At 71.9% G+C, this 14,621-nt stretch carries 8 protein-coding genes and 1 pseudogene; 8 read left to right on the plus strand and 1 reads right to left on the minus strand.

Features of this window, described 5'->3' with window-relative positions; all coding sequences use genetic code 11:
* Positions 1-22 precede the first annotated feature (22 nt).
* A complete protein-coding gene (glgX, locus tag BJ965_RS11655) occupies positions 23-2,275 on the plus strand; it encodes a glycogen debranching protein GlgX (protein WP_184908591.1) in 2,253 nt (750 codons plus the stop codon).
* Positions 2,276-2,284: 9 nt separating this feature from the next.
* Here the strand turns inward: glgX and BJ965_RS40420 are convergent.
* Positions 2,285-2,362 (minus strand): annotated as a pseudogene (locus tag BJ965_RS40420) (DNA-binding response regulator); the annotation flags it as partial.
* Positions 2,363-2,579: 217 nt separating this feature from the next.
* On the opposite strand from BJ965_RS40420, the gene BJ965_RS11660 reads away from it, so the two are divergent.
* The 7 genes from BJ965_RS11660 (at position 2,580) to BJ965_RS11690 (ending at position 14,615) form a co-directional block, all read left to right on the plus strand.
* Positions 2,580-4,397, plus strand: a complete 1,818-nt coding sequence (locus BJ965_RS11660; RefSeq protein WP_184908592.1) for an ABC transporter ATP-binding protein — start codon at positions 2,580-2,582, stop codon at positions 4,395-4,397.
* Positions 4,394-6,280 carry an ABC transporter ATP-binding protein gene (locus BJ965_RS11665; RefSeq protein ID WP_184908593.1) on the plus strand — a complete coding sequence of 629 codons (1,887 nt, stop codon included), beginning with the start codon at positions 4,394-4,396 and terminating at the stop codon, positions 6,278-6,280. Before BJ965_RS11660 ends, BJ965_RS11665 begins: the two co-directional genes overlap by 4 nt.
* A 25-nt stretch (positions 6,281-6,305) precedes the next feature.
* Complete coding sequence (locus BJ965_RS11670; RefSeq protein ID WP_184908594.1) at positions 6,306-8,021, plus strand: ABC transporter ATP-binding protein; 1,716 nt, start codon at positions 6,306-6,308, stop codon at positions 8,019-8,021.
* Entirely contained in the window at positions 8,018-9,790 is a 1,773-nt protein-coding gene (locus tag BJ965_RS11675) for an ABC transporter ATP-binding protein (RefSeq protein WP_184908595.1), read from the plus strand. Before BJ965_RS11670 ends, BJ965_RS11675 begins: the two co-directional genes overlap by 4 nt.
* 292 nt (positions 9,791-10,082) lie before the next feature.
* On the plus strand, positions 10,083-12,143 hold the full coding sequence (locus BJ965_RS11680; protein WP_184908596.1) for a M4 family metallopeptidase: 2,061 nt from the start codon (positions 10,083-10,085) through the stop codon (positions 12,141-12,143).
* Between the two features lie 226 nt (positions 12,144-12,369).
* Positions 12,370-14,016: a M4 family metallopeptidase gene (locus BJ965_RS11685; protein ID WP_184908597.1), complete on the plus strand. Its 1,647-nt coding sequence runs from the start codon at positions 12,370-12,372 to the stop codon at positions 14,014-14,016.
* Positions 14,017-14,084: 68 nt separating this feature from the next.
* Positions 14,085-14,615 (plus strand): DUF1990 family protein, encoded by a 531-nt coding sequence (locus tag BJ965_RS11690; RefSeq protein ID WP_376777915.1) that lies wholly within the window; start codon positions 14,085-14,087, stop codon positions 14,613-14,615.
* Positions 14,616-14,621 lie beyond the last annotated feature (6 nt).

The following is a 14,621-nucleotide window of genomic DNA, read 5'->3' on the forward strand; positions in this document are numbered from 1 at the left end:
TGAGCCGGTGGGAGGCTGACAGGTGTCCAGCGCAGCCGAGCAGGAGGCGGTGGCCGGTCATCAGGCCACCGGGAACGGGCGCCAGGCCGCAGCCGTGAACGGCGCACGGCGGGCCGCGCCGTCGCCCACCCTGCCCGCGTGGCCGGGCGCGCCGACACCGCTGGGCGCCCGGTTCCGGGTCGGCCCGGACGGGGTGGCGGGCACCAACTTCGCGTTGTGGGCGGGCGGGGCCGAGGGCGTCGAGCTGTGCCTGTTCGACGAGGCGGGCAAGGAGTCGCGGGTCCGGCTCGCCGAGCTGACCCACGAGATCTGGCACGGCTTCGTCCCCGGTGCGCTGCCCGGCCAGCGCTACGGCTACCGGGTGCACGGCCGCTGGGACCCGTGGACCGGCGCCCGCTGGAACCCGGCGAAACTGCTCCTCGACCCGTACGCGCGGGCGGTCGACGGCGACTTCAGCCTGCCGGCGGAGGTGTACGGGCACGTCCGCGACTGGCCGCAGCAGCATGTCGCCGACACCGTGCGCGACGACCGGGACTCGGCGCCGCACGTCCCGAAGGGCGTCGTCGTCCACGATGACGACGACTGGGCCGACGACCGCCGCCCCAAGACGCCGTGGGCCGACTCGGTGATCTACGAGCTGCACGTCAAGGGCTTCACGCAACGCCACCCGGGCATCCCCGAGGAGCTGCGCGGCACCTACGCCGGTCTCGCCCACCCGGCGGCGATCGAGCACCTGGTGAAGCTGGGCGTGACGGCGGTGGAGCTGCTGCCGGTGCACCAGTTCGCCCACGAGGACCACCTGCTGCGCAGGGGCCTGCGCAACTACTGGGGCTACAACTCCATCGGCTACTTCGCCCCGCACGCGGCGTACGCGGCCTCCGGGACGACCGGACAGCAGGTCGGCGAATTCAAGCGGATGGTGCGCGCCCTGCACGCCGCCGGGATCGAGGTCATCCTCGACGTGGTCTACAACCACACCGCGGAGGCGGGCGAACTGGGCCCGACGCTGTCCCTCAAGGGCATCGACAACCGCGGCTACTACCGCCTCCAGGACGACGCCCGCCGGTACGCCGACTACACCGGCTGTGGCAACACCCTGCACGTGGTCCAGCCCCATGTCCTGCGCCTGATCACGGACTCGCTGCGCTACTGGGTCACCGAGATGGGCGTCGACGGTTTCCGCTTCGATCTGGCGGCGGCGCTGGCCCGCTCCATGCACGACGTCGACATGCTGTCCCCGTTCCTCGCGGTCATCGCCCAGGACCCGGTGCTGCGCCGGGTGAAGCTGATCGCCGAGCCGTGGGACGTGGGGTCGGGCGGCTACCAGGTGGGGGCGTTCCCGCCGCTGTGGACGGAGTGGAACGACCGGTACCGCAACGCCGTGCGCGACTTCTGGCGGCACGCGCTGCCGGACGTACGGGAGATGGGCTACCGGCTGTCGGGCTCCAGCGACCTGTACGCCTGGGGCGGGCGCAGGCCGTACGCGTCCGTCAACTTCATCACCGCGCACGACGGCTTCACCCTGCGCGACCTCGTGTCCTACGAGCGCAAGCACAACGAGGCCAACGGCGAGGGCAACCGGGACGGCACGGACGACAACCGGGCCTGGAACGGCGGCACCGAGGGCGAGACGTCCGACGAGGGCGTACGGGCGCTCAGGCGGCGGCAGCTCCGCAACCTGCTGACCACCCTGCTGCTGTCGACGGGCGTGCCCATGCTTGTGGCGGGCGACGAACTGGGCCGCACCCAGCGCGGCAACAACAACGCCTACTGCCAGGACAACGAGATCAGCTGGCTGGACTGGGAGCTGCTGGAGGATCCCGGCTGGCAGGCCCTGTTCGCGCTGACCTCCCGGCTGATCGCGCTGCGCCACCGGCACCCGGTGCTCCGGCGGAGGGCGTTCTTCTCGGGCCGGGCCCAGACCGCGGACGGGCTGCGCGACCTGGCCTGGTTCACGTCCCGGGGCACGGAGATGACGGAGCAGGACTGGTACGCGCCCGCCGCCACGCTGGGCATGTACCTGTCCGGCCGGGACATCCCCGGCCGGGACGAGCGCGGCGAGCAGATCCTCGACGACAGTTTTCTGGCCGTGCTGCACGCGGGCGAGGGGCCGGTGGACTTCCGGCTGCCGGGGCCGCCTTGGGCCGAGCGCTACGAGGTCGTCGTCGACACGAGCCTGGAGGAGCAGGGGGCGGCCCCGGGTGTGGAGCACCGGGCGGGGACGGAGATCACGATGCCGGCACGGGCGGTGCTGCTGCTGCGGGTGGCGGGGTGATCCCGGCCGGCCGAGGATGCCCCGGTCGTAGACCACCGCCACCGCCACCGCGCGGTCCTTGACGCCGAGCTTGGCGTAGAGGTGGGTGCGGTCGGCATAGAGGAAGTGTCCCGGCGAGGCGGGATCCGCCACATGGGCCGTCGCACTCGAACGGACATCAACCGATCGGCTGATGCGGCGGTGCGGCCCGGCCGGTTGGCGCCGTGCGGCCCGTCGAACGCCCAGGTCGTAGGACCGACGACCGATTCCGGTCCGGCGGAAACTCGGTGGGCAGTGTCAGTGGCGATCCGTAGGCTCGCTGCTGATGGCCACGACACCCGCCCCCGCCCAGGACCGTTCCACCGTGCGTACGTTGCTGCGCCTGTGGCCGTATGTGCGGCCCGTGCGGGCGCGGCTGTTCAGCGCCGCGTTCGTCGCGATACTCGCCTCCTGCGTGGGCCTGGTGATCCCGCTCGTCCTGAAGTGGATGGTGGACGGGCCGATCGCCCACCGGGACCCGGCCGGAGTGTGGCTCGGCGCGCTGTACCTGCTGCTGCTCGGCCTCACGGAGGCCCTGCTGTTCGGGCTGCGGCGGTTGCTGGTGGCCCGTCCGCTCTCGCACGTCGAGGCGTCGATGCGGGCGGGTCTGTACCGGCACCTCCAGCGGCTGCCGGTGGCCTTCCACGACCGCTGGGCCTCGGGGCAGTTGCTGTCCCGGGCGACGACGGATCTGATGCTGCTGCGTCAGTTCCTCGCCTTTCCGCTGACGTTCCTCCTGGTCAACGGTGTGACGATCGTCGTGGGCGTGGTCATCATGCTGCTCCAGGACTGGACCCTCGGGCTGGTCGTCCTCGGGCCCGCCATCCCTCTCATGGTGACCTGCATGGTCTTCGAGAAGCGCTACGCCAAGGTGGCCCGGCGCGCCCAGGACCAGGTCGGCGACCTGACGACGGTCGTCGAGGAGAGCGTGCTGGGCATCCGCATCATCAAGGGCTTCGGCCGCCACCGCAGCCAGGCGCGGGCGTTCCGGGACCTGTCACAGACGCTGCGCGGCACGGAACTGCGCAAGGCACGGCTGCTGGCAACGATCTGGGGCGTCATCGTGACGCTGCCGGAGATCGCGATCGGGGCGGCGCTGGTGGTGGGGGTCGTCCAGGTGGCCGACGGCGCCCTGTCGGCGGGGACGCTGGTGGCGTTCCTGTCGACGGCGCTGGCGCTGCGATGGCCGGTGGAGTCGATCGGGTTCCTGCTGGCGATGAGCCAGGAGGCGGCGACGGCGACGGAGCGCTACTTCGAGGTCATGGACGAGGAGGTGGAGGACACCACCGCCACACCGGGCACCAGCACCAGCACCGGCTCCGCCGCCGCCACCGGCTCCGGCACCGCTCGGGCCGGGGACCGGGGACTGCGCTTCCACGACGTCCGGTTCCGCTACCCCGACGCCCCCGCCGGCACCCCGCCCGTCCTGCAGCACATCGACCTGCACATCCGGCCGGGCGAGTCCATGGCCCTGGTCGGCGCCACCGGCAGCGGCAAGACCACCCTCACCGCGCTCATCCCCCGCCTCTACGAGCTCACTTCGGGCCGCATCACCCTCGACGGCGTCGACATCACGGAACTGTCCAGACAAGCGCTGCGCGCCAAGGTCGCCGTGGCCTTTGAGGAGCCCACCCTGTTCTCGGCCGCGGTCGGCGACAACGTTCTCATGGGGGCGGGGGACACCGCCGGAACGGCCGACCTGGAGCGGGCACTCGCCGTCGCCCAGGCCGGCTTCGTGCACGCCCTGCCCCAGGGCACCGACACCCAGGTGGGCGAGCAGGGCCTCAGCCTCTCCGGTGGCCAGCGCCAGCGTCTCGCGCTCGCCCGGGCCGTCGTCGGGCAGCCGGAGTTCCTCGTCCTGGACGACCCGCTGTCGGCCCTGGACGTGCACACCGAGGCCGCCGTGGAGGCCGCCCTGCGGCAGGTCCTCGCGGACACCACCGCCCTGATCGTGGCGCACCGCCCCTCGACCGTGCTGCTCGCCGACCGCGTCGCCCTGCTGTCCGGCGGCCGGATCGCCGCGGTCGGCACCCACCACGAACTGCTGCGTACGAACGCGGAGTACGCGCACCTGATGTCAGGGGAAGAGGAGGGCGCACGATGACGGCGGCCACCAGCGCACCGGCCGGCAACAAACCCGACGACCAACCAGACGGCCAACCCGGCGGCCGGGCCGGCGACCGCCCCCTGGCCACGGGCGACCCCTTCGACCGGGACGTCCTGCCCACTCCACCGGGCGCCACCGGCACCCTGCTGCGCTCCCTGCTCGCACCGCTGAGGGCCCGGGTCGCGGCCACGACGCTCCTGCTGCTGCTCCAGCAGGCGGTCGTGCAGGCGGGCCCGCTGCTGGTGGCCTACGCCATCGACCGCGCCGTACCGGCGTTCCGGGCGCAGGACCACGGGCCGCTGATCGCGGTGGGCGCCGGTTATCTGGCGTGCGCGCTGGCCGCGGGCGGGCTGCAGTTCGCGTTCGTCGCCGCCGCGGCCCGGGTCAGCCAGGACGTGCTGCTGGATCTGCGCGGCCGGATCTTCCGCCACGCGCAGGCGCTAAGCGTCGACTTCCACGAGCGCTACACCTCGGGCCGGCTCATCTCCCGCTCCACGACCGACGTGGAGTCGCTGCGGGAACTGCTGGACGAAGGCCTCCAGGAACTCGTGACGGTCATCCTGTCCTTCGTCTACATCTCGGCGATGCTGCTCTGGCTCGACCTGGGGCTCGGGGGCGTCGCGGTGGCGTCCCTGGTGCCGCTCTACGCGCTGGTGCGGTGGTACCAGCAGCGGGCCGGGCGGGTGTACCGGGCCCGGTCGACCGCCATCGCGGCCGTCATCGTCAAGTTCGTCGAGACGATGAACGGCATCCGGCCGGTGCGCGCCTTCCGCCGCGAGGCCGCCAACGACGCGGACTTCGGCGAGCTCAACCGACGGCACGAACGGACCAACGGGGACGCGCTGCTGGAGATGGCCCGCTACGTCACCGGCTCGCGGCTGGTCGCCAACACGGCGGTCGCGGCGATCGTGCTGTGGGGTGCCCACCGGGTCGCGGACGGCACGCTGGCCCTCGGTGTGCTGGCGGCGGCCGTGCTGTACCTGCGGCGGCTGTACGACCCGATCGACCGGCTCGGCATGTTCCTGAACTCCTATCAGTCGGCGGCGGCCTCCCTGGAGAAGATCGCCGGACTGCTCGCCCAGACCCCGTCGGTCCCCGAGCCGGAAACCCCCCGGCGGCTCCCGCCGCTCGAGAGCGAACACCCCGGCCGCGCGGTGGTCTTCGACGGCGTCCGCTTCGGCTACCGCACCGGCGGCGAGGTGCTGCCCACGTTCGACCTCACCCTCCCGGCCGGGCAGACGGTCGCGGTCGTGGGCTCCACGGGCGCCGGCAAGTCGACGCTGGCCAAGCTGCTGGCCCGCTTCTACGACCCCTCCGACGGCCGCGTGCTGCTGGACGGCGTCGACCTGCGCGACCTCGCCGTGCCCGAGCTGCGGCGCGGGGTGGTCATGGTGACGCAGGAGGCGTTCCTGTTCTCCGGGACGGTCGCCGACAACATCGCGATCGGCCGCCCGGACGCCACCCGCGAGGAGATCGAGCAGGCGGCGAAGGAGATCGGCGCGCACGATTTCATCAGCACCCTGCCCGACGGCTACGACACCGACGTCCGCAAGCGGGGCGGCCGCATCTCGGCCGGGCAGCGGCAACTGGTGGCGTTCGCGCGGGCGTTGCTGGCCGACCCGGCGGTGCTCATCCTCGACGAGGCGACCAGCTCGCTGGACGTCCCCGGGGAGCGTGCGGTGCAGCGGGCCATGACGACGGTGCTGAAGGGCCGTACGGCGGTGGTCATCGCGCACCGGTTGTCGACCGTCGAGATCGCGGACCGGGTCCTGGTGATGGAGCACGGACGGATCGTGGAGGACGGCGGGCCGGCCGAACTCATCGAGGGCACCGGCAGGTTCGCGGATCTGCACCGGGCCTGGCGGGACAGTCTGGCGTAGGGCGACGGCGGCAGAGGGCGGGCGGATGATCGACGCGTACGAGGACCCCGGAACACCCGACCAGCGCGGTGGCGCCCGCTACCTGTGGTGGCTGGTCAGGCGGCAGGCCGGGCGGTGCGCCGCGGGGGCGATGTTCGGCACGGTGTGGATGGTGCTGCTGGCGGCGACGCCGTACCTGATGTCCCGGGCGATCGACGACGGCCTGGAGCCCGGGAACATGCGCGCGCTGACGCTCTGGAGCGGCGCGCTGTTCGTGGTGGGGGCCTTCAACGCCTGGCTGAGCATCATGCGCCACCGCACCATGACCCGGGTCCGCATGGACGCCAACTTCCGGACGGTGAAGGTGGTCGTCGGACAGGCGGTGCGGCTCGGGGCCTCCCTGCGGCGGCAGGCGGGCGCCGGGGAGGTCGTCACGATCGGCGTGGGCGACGTGCAGACGGTCAGCCAGTCGCTGACGGTCGTGGGGCCCGGGATCGGCGCGGTCGTGGGGTATCTGGTGATCGCCGTGCTGCTGGTGTCGGTCTCGGGGGTCGTCGCGCTGGTCGTGCTGCTGGGCATTCCGGTGCTCGCCCTGCTGGTCGGGCCGCTGCTCGGCCGCTTGCAGGGGTCGGAGGCGGAGTACCGCGAGCGGCAGGGCGTGCTGACCGCGCGGATCGGCGACCTCGCCGGCGGACTGCGGGTCCTCGCCGGCCTGGGCGGCAAGCAGCTGGTGGCGGACGCCTTCCGGCAGGACTCGGGGCGGCTGCGTGAACAGGGGTACCGGGTGGGGGCGGTGACCAGCTGGGTGCAGGCCCTGGGCGTCGGGCTGCCGAGCCTGTTCCTCGCGGTGGTGACCTGGCTCGCGGCCCGGCTCGCGGCGCAGGGCGACATCACGGTGGGCCAGCTGGTGTCCGTCTACGGCTATGTGGCGGTGCTGGTGTGGCCGGTCGCCTTCCTGGTCGAGTGCGGCTACCAGGTCAGCCGCGGCGTGGTGTGCGCACGCCGGGTCGTACGGTTCCTGCGCCTGGAACCGGCGGCCGACACAGGGACCCTGGACGCCCCGTCGGAACCGTCGGCCCTGTACGACCCCGAGTCGGGCGTACGTGTCCTGCCGGGCCGTCTGACGGCCCTGGTGGCGGAACACCCGGCGGACGCCACGACGGTGGTGGACCGCCTGGGCCGCTACGCCCCGTCGTGCGCGACCTGGGGCGACACCCGCCTGGACGACATCGCCCTGAGCCAGATCCGGTCGCGCATCCTGGTGGCCGACCACGAGGCGGACCTGTTCGCGGGAACCCTCCAGGCGATGATCAGGCCCTCTCCCGCATTCGCCGGACAACCCGAAGCCGCAACCCGGAAGGCGCTCCACACGGCCGCCGCGGAAGACATCGTCCAAGCCCTCCCCCACGGCCTCGACACCCCCATGGACGCCCAGGCCCGCAACCTCAGCGGCGGCCAGCGCCAGCGCGTCCGCCTGGCCAGAGCCCTCCTCACGGACCCGGAGATCCTCCTGGCCGTCGAACCCACCTCGGCCCTGGACGCCCACACCGAAGCCACCGTCGCCACCCGGCTGAGGAAGGCGAGGGAAGGCCGCACCACGGTCGTGACCACCACCTCCCCCCTCGTCCTGGACCGCACGGACACCGTCCTCTACCTCAAGGACGGCAAGGTCGAAGCCTCCGGCTCTCACCACGAACTGCTCGCCACCACCCCCGGCTACCGTGCCCTCGTCGCGAGGGACACCGAGGAGGTCCTGGGATGAGCCGGGCACATCTGCCGGTCGCCGAACGGGCCGACGTCCGGCGCGCCCTGCTGGGCCTCGTCCGGGCCGACGGCCGCGCCTTCGCTGTCGTGCTGGGCCTGAACGCACTCGCGGCCGTGGCCGGGCTGGCCGGGCCGTGGCTGCTGGGCCGGATGATCGACGACGTGCGGGCCGGGCACGGAACGGCCGCCGTGGACCGGCTGGCCCTGCTCCTGCTGCTGTCCGCCCTCGCGCAGGTGCTGCTGGCGCGCTGGGCCCGGTACGTGGGGCACCGCTTCGGGGAGCGGACCCTGGCCCGGGTGCGGGAGCGGTTCGTGGACCGGGCGCTGACGCTGCCCGCGTCGGCGGTGGAGCGGGCCGGCACCGGTGACCTGACGGCACGCGGCACGGCGGACGTCACGACGGTCGGCAACACCCTGCGGGACGCGGGTCCCGTCCTGCTGGTCAACCTGGTCCAGGCGCTGTTCCTGATCGTCGCGGTGTTTCTGATGGACCCGCTGCTCGGCCTCCTCGGGGTGCTGGCGCTGACACCGATCTGGATCGCGCTGCGCTGGTATCTGCGCAGGGCCCGGGACGGGTACCTCGCCGAGGGTGCCGCCACGTCGGACGTGGCCGAGATCGTGGCGTCGACGGCAGCCGGGGCGCGCACGGTGGAGGCCTTCGGGCTCCGGGAGCAGCGCACGGCCGCGAGTCGGGACGCCCTGGAGACCTCCCGCCGCACCCGCTTCCACACACTGTTCCTGCGCTCGGTGTTCTTCCCGGTGATGGAGACCTCGTACGTCCTCCCGGTGGCCGGAGTGCTGGTGATCGGCGGCGCGCTGCACACGTCCGGCTCGATGAGCCTCGGAGCGGTGGTGGCGGCGACGCTGTATCTGCACCAGCTGAGCGCGCCCCTGGACGAGGTCCTGGTGCGGATCGAGCAACTCCAGTCCGGCGGCGCCTCCTTCGCCCGGGTGGAGGGACTCGCCCGGGCCCCGCGGGCGCCCGGTGAGGGCGACTGTCCGGATCCCGACGGTGACCGGATCGACGTCACCGGGGTGCGCTACGCGTACGACGGGGGCGTCGAGGTGCTGCGCGGCGTCGATCTGACGGTGCGGCCCGGGGAGCGGCTCGCCGTGGTCGGGCCGTCCGGCGCCGGCAAGACCACGCTGAGCCGGCTGATGGCGGGCATCGACGCGCCGACCGCGGGCTCGGTGACGGTCGGCGGCGTGCCGGTCGTCGGGCTGGGGCCGGAGCGGCTGCGCCGCCAGGTCGTCCTGGTCACCCAGGAGCACCACGTGTTCCTCGGCTCGGTCCGCGACAACCTGCGGATCGCCGAACCGTCCGCCGGGGACGAGCAGTTGTGGGACGCGCTGGCCGTGGTCGGCGCCGACGGGTGGGTGCGGGAGCTGCCGCAGGGCCTGGACACCCCGCTGGGGCAGGGCGGTTGCCGTACCGACGGCTCACAGGCCCAGCAACTGGCCCTGGCCCGGGTGGTGCTGGCGGACCCGCACACGCTGATCCTCGACGAGGCGACCGCGTTGCTGGATCCGACGACCGCCCGGCACACCGAGCGGGCCCTGGCCGCCGTGCTCGAAGGGCGCACCGTCATCGCCGTCGCGCACCGGCTGCACACCGCGCACGACGCCGACCGGGTGGCGGTGATGGAGGACGGCCGGCTGACCGAACTCGGCACGCACGACGAGCTGGTGGCCGCCGGTGGCGCCTACGCGGCACTGTGGCACTCCTGGCACGGGGATCCGCCGGGGGACGGCGCAGCGACCGCGTAGCGGCTCGCCCCGGTACCGCGCAGCACCCGCGTCGCGGATCCGCCCCGGGACGGCGCAGCACCCGCACAGCGGACCCGCCCGGGGACAGCCGAAGCGTCCGGCAAGGCGACGCGTCCGTATAGCGAACATGAACTTCCGGACAACGAACCGTTTCCGGCCATACTTTTGACGCGGTCCTGACAGAAAGCGCCCTCCCCTGCCACGCTTCCCACGACTGCTCCACAGGAACCCCACAGCAACACCTCCACCTCCCCAGGCCGGGCGACCCCCGGTCCCGCAGAAGGAGTCAGTGTTGAGAAGCAGTTCCTCGCGAAGAGGCACCTCCCACAGACGCACTCCCCACATCCCTCGCCGCACCGCGGCCGTGGCCCTCGTCGGCGTCGCCGCGCTGATGGCCGCCGCCGTCCAGGGCGGCACGGCCCTCGCGGCGCCCGAGAAGACACCGCCGGCCGCGAGCAAGGCGATACCCGGCTCGGAATCGGTCAAGCTCAGCCCCGCCCAGCGTGCCGAGCTGATCCGCAAGGCCGAGGCCGGCAAGGCGCAGACCGCCCGGGACCTGGGTCTCGGCGCCAAGGAGAAGCTGGTCGTCCGTGACGTCGTGAAGGACGCCGACGGCACGGTCCACACCCGCTACGAGCGCACCTACGACGGCCTGCCCGTCCTCGGTGGCGACCTCGTCGTCAAGGCCGCCAAGTCCGGTGCGACCAAGGCGGTCGTCAAGGCGACCCGCGCCGCCATCAAGCCGGCCACCACCACCGCCGCCGTCTCCGCAGCCAAGGCGGAGAAGCAGGCGCTGGCCGCCGCCAAGGCGGACGACGCCAAGAGCGCCGACGTCGACAAGGCGCCGCGCAAGGTGATCTGGGCCGCGAGCGGCAAGCCGGTCCTCGCCTACGAGACCGTCGTCGGCGGCCTCCAGAAGGACGGCACCCCGAACGAGCTGCACGTCGTCACCGACGCGGCCACGGGCGCCAAGCTCTACGAGTACCAGGGCATCGAGACCGGCACCGGCAACACGATGTACAGCGGAACGGTAACGCTCGGCACCACGCAGTCGGGGTCGACGTACAACCTCACCGACGGCGCGCGCGGCGGCCACAAGACGTACAACCTCAACCGCGGCACCTCCGGCACCGGTACCCCCTTCTCCGGCCCCGACGACGTGTGGGGCAACGGCAGCCCGTCCAACGCCGAGACCGCGGGCGCGGACGCCCACTACGGCGCCGCGCTGACGTGGGACTACTACAAGAACGTGCATGGCCGTTCGGGCATCAAGGGCGACGGCGTCGGCGCCTACTCCCGGGTCCACTACGGCAACAACTACGTCAACGCCTTCTGGTCCGACAGCTGCTTCTGCATGACCTACGGCGACGGCTCGGGCAACACCCACCCGCTGACGTCGATCGACGTGGCCGGTCACGAGATGACCCACGGCGTCACGTCCAACACCGCGGGCCTCGTCTACAGCGGCGAGTCCGGCGGTCTGAACGAGGCCACCTCCGACATCTTCGGATCGACGGTCGAGTTCTACGCGAACAACTCCTCCGACGTCGGTGACTACCTCATCGGCGAGGAGATCGACATCAACGGCGACGGCAGCCCGCTGCGCTACATGGACAAGCCGAGCAAGGACGGCGCGTCCAAGGACAGCTGGTACTCGGGCATCGGCTCGATCGACGTGCACTACTCGTCGGGCCCCGCCAACCACTTCTTCTACCTGCTCTCCGAGGGCAGCGGCACCAAGACGATCAACGGTGTCACGTACAACTCGGCCACCTCGGACGGCCTTCCGGTCACGGGCATCGGCCGGGACAAGGCGGAGAAGATCTGGTTCCGCGCGCTCACCACGAAGTTCACCTCGAACACCAACTACGCGGGCGCCCGTACCGGCACCCTCGCGGCCACGGGTGAGCTCTACGGCACGGACAGCGCCGAGTACAAGGCGGTCCAGGACGCGTGGGCGGGCATCAACGTCGGCGCACGCTCCGGCGGCGGGGGCGGCGGCGGCACGTCCTTCGAGAACACCGCCGACGTGGCGATCCCGGACCGGGGCGCCGCGGTCAACTCGCCGGTCACCGTCTCCGGCCGGACGGGCAACGCGCCGTCCAACCTCCAGGTCGCGGTGGACATCGTCCACACCTACATCGGCGACCTCAAGGTGGACCTGGTGGCCCCCGACGGCTCGGTGTACACGCTGAAGGGCTACGGCACCGGCGGAAGCGCGGACAACATCAACACCACCTACACGGTGAACGCCTCCTCCGAGGTGGCCAATGGCGTCTGGAACCTGCGGGTCCAGGACAACGCGGCCATCGACACCGGCTACATCAACAGCTGGAAGCTGACGTTCCCGTAGGCCGGTAGATCAGCAGGCCCGCAGGGCCTCGAAGTCAGGGCGCCGCCCCGGTGGGTTCGAATCCCCCGGGGCGGCGTCCGTTTCACCTGCCCTCGCGTACATCTGGCCGTCGAGTTCCGGCCAACATCACGCCGACTCCTGACATGTACGCGCCCTGAGTGCCACTCTTCCCCCACCCGCACAGCACCACCGCAGCACAGCACTTCCCCCACATCGAGGAGCTTGTGTGTCCACCTCTTTCTACGCGCGTCAAAAGCGCGCCACGCTCGCCATCGCCACCGCCGTCGCCGCAGGTGCCCTGCTCACCACCGGCCTGAGCTCCGGCAGCAGCGTCGCCGCGGACTCCGCGAGCAAGCCGGCCCTCGCCGCCGCCCCCGTCCTGCTCTCCGCGCCCGCCCGTACCGCGCTCATCCAGGAGCAGCAGGCCGACGCCACGAGGACCGCCGACGAGATAGGCCTCGGCGCCCAGGAGAAGCTGGTCGTCCGTGACGTCGTGAAGGACGCCGACGGCACGGTCCACACCCGCTACGAGCGCACCTACGCGGGCCTGCCGGTCCTCGGCGGCGACCTCGTGGTGCACGAGTCGAAGTCCGGCGCGGCCAAGGGCGTCACCAGAGCCACCAAGGCGGCCCTGAAGGTCACCTCGCTCAAACCCGCGGTCACCGCCGCCAAGGCGGAGAAGCAGGCCGTGACCCTCGCCAAGGCGGCCGGCTCGGCCAAGACCGAGGCGAGTTCCGCTCCCCGCAAGGTGATCTGGGCGGCTAGCGGCAAGCCGGTCCTCGCCTACGAGACCGTCGTCGGCGGCCTCCAGGAGGACGGCACCCCGAACGAGCTGCACGTCATCACCGATGCCGCCACCGGCAAGAAGCTCTACGAGTACCAGGGCATCGAGACCGGCACCGGCAACACCACCTACAGCGGCCAGGTCACCCTCAGCACCACCAAGTCCGGGTCGACGTACAACCTGACGGACGGCACCCGCGGCGGCCACAAGACGTACAACCTCAACCGCGGCACCTCCGGCACCGGCACCCTCTTCTCCGGCTCCGACGACGTCTGGGGCACCGGCAACCCGTCCAACGCCGAGACCGCCGCCGCCGACGCGCACTACGGCGCCCAGGTCACCTGGGACTTCTACAAGAGCGCCTTCGGCCGCAGCGGCATCCGCAACGACGGCAAGGCCGCCTACTCTCGCGTCCACTACGGCAACAGCTACGTCAACGCCTTCTGGTCCGACAGCTGCTTCTGCATGACCTACGGCGACGGCTCGGGCAACACCAACCCGCTGACCTCGCTCGACGTGGCCGCGCACGAGATGAGCCACGGTCTGACCTCGGCCACGGCGGGTCTGAACTACAGCGGCGAGTCCGGCGGTCTGAACGAGGCCACCTCCGACATCTTCGGCGCGGGCGCCGAGTTCTTCGCCAACAACTCCTCGGACGTCGGTGACTACCTCATCGGCGAGGAGATCGACATCAACGGCGACGGCACGCCGCTGCGCTACATGGACAAGCCGAGCAAGGACGGCGCGTCCAAGGACAGCTGGTCCTCCGGCCTCGGCGGGGTGGACGTCCACTACTCCTCCGGTCCCGCCAACCACTTCTTCTACCTGCTGTCCGAGGGCAGCGGCTCGAAGACGATCAACGGCGTGACCTACAACTCGCCCACGTCCAACGGCTCCACGGTCACCGGCATCGGCCGGACCAAGGCGCTGCAGATCTGGTACAAGGCGCTGACGACGTACATGACGTCGACGACCAAGTACGCACAGGCCCGCACGGCGACCCTCAACGCCGCCTCGGCCCTGTACGGCGCGTCCAGCACCGAGTACAAGGCGGTCGCGTCCGCCTGGTCGGCCGTGAACGTCGGCTGACCGGTCCACGCCCCTGGGCGGTACCCGGACCCGAAGCGGGTCCGGGTACCGCCCTACTCTTGGGGACCGTGTCTTCTACGGATTCGCAGGACTTCACCTACGCCGATGTCGGCGCCACCCGTGACCAGGGATTCTGCCCTCCGGGCTTCCACTCCATGAACGTGCGCACCCGCCTCGGCGAGGGCGAGGAGGTCTTCCGGCGGGCCTCGGAGGCGGTCCTCACCTGGGAGATGCACCGCGCCATGGGCGTGGGCATCGACGCCGGCGCGGACCGCGCGGCCCCCGGCGTCGACGTCACCGTCACCCTCGCCGGCATGATCAAAGCCCCCTGCCGCGTGGTCTGGACGGTCGAGGAGCCCCGCCGCGCGGGCTGGGCCTACGGCACCCTGCCCGGCCACCCGGAGACCGGCGAGGAGTCCTTCGTGGTCGACCGCACGGGAGACGGCACGGTGTGGCTGACAGTGAACGCGTTCAGCCGGGCCGCCAAGTGGTACGCGAAGGCGGGCGGCCCGGCGACCAGGGGCTTCCAGCACGCGTACGCGCGCAGGTGCGGCAGTGTCCTACGGAACCTGGCAACGCAGGGTGGTGCGGACGCCTGAGGGGCG

The sequence above is a fragment of the Streptomyces luteogriseus genome, from assembly GCF_014205055.1.
Lineage (GTDB): Bacteria > Actinomycetota > Actinomycetes > Streptomycetales > Streptomycetaceae > Streptomyces > Streptomyces luteogriseus.

Excerpts from the sequence above, each read along its gene's own strand:
- BJ965_RS11670 (WP_184908594.1), top strand. The coding sequence starts at position 6,306 with ATGATCGACGCGTACGAGGACCCCGGAACACCCGACCAGCGCGGTGGC.
- BJ965_RS11665 (WP_184908593.1), top strand. The coding sequence starts at position 4,394 with ATGACGGCGGCCACCAGCGCACCGGCCGGCAACAAACCCGACGACCAA.
- BJ965_RS11675 (WP_184908595.1), top strand. The coding sequence starts at position 8,018 with ATGAGCCGGGCACATCTGCCGGTCGCCGAACGGGCCGACGTCCGGCGC.
- BJ965_RS11660 (WP_184908592.1), top strand. The coding sequence starts at position 2,580 with ATGGCCACGACACCCGCCCCCGCCCAGGACCGTTCCACCGTGCGTACG.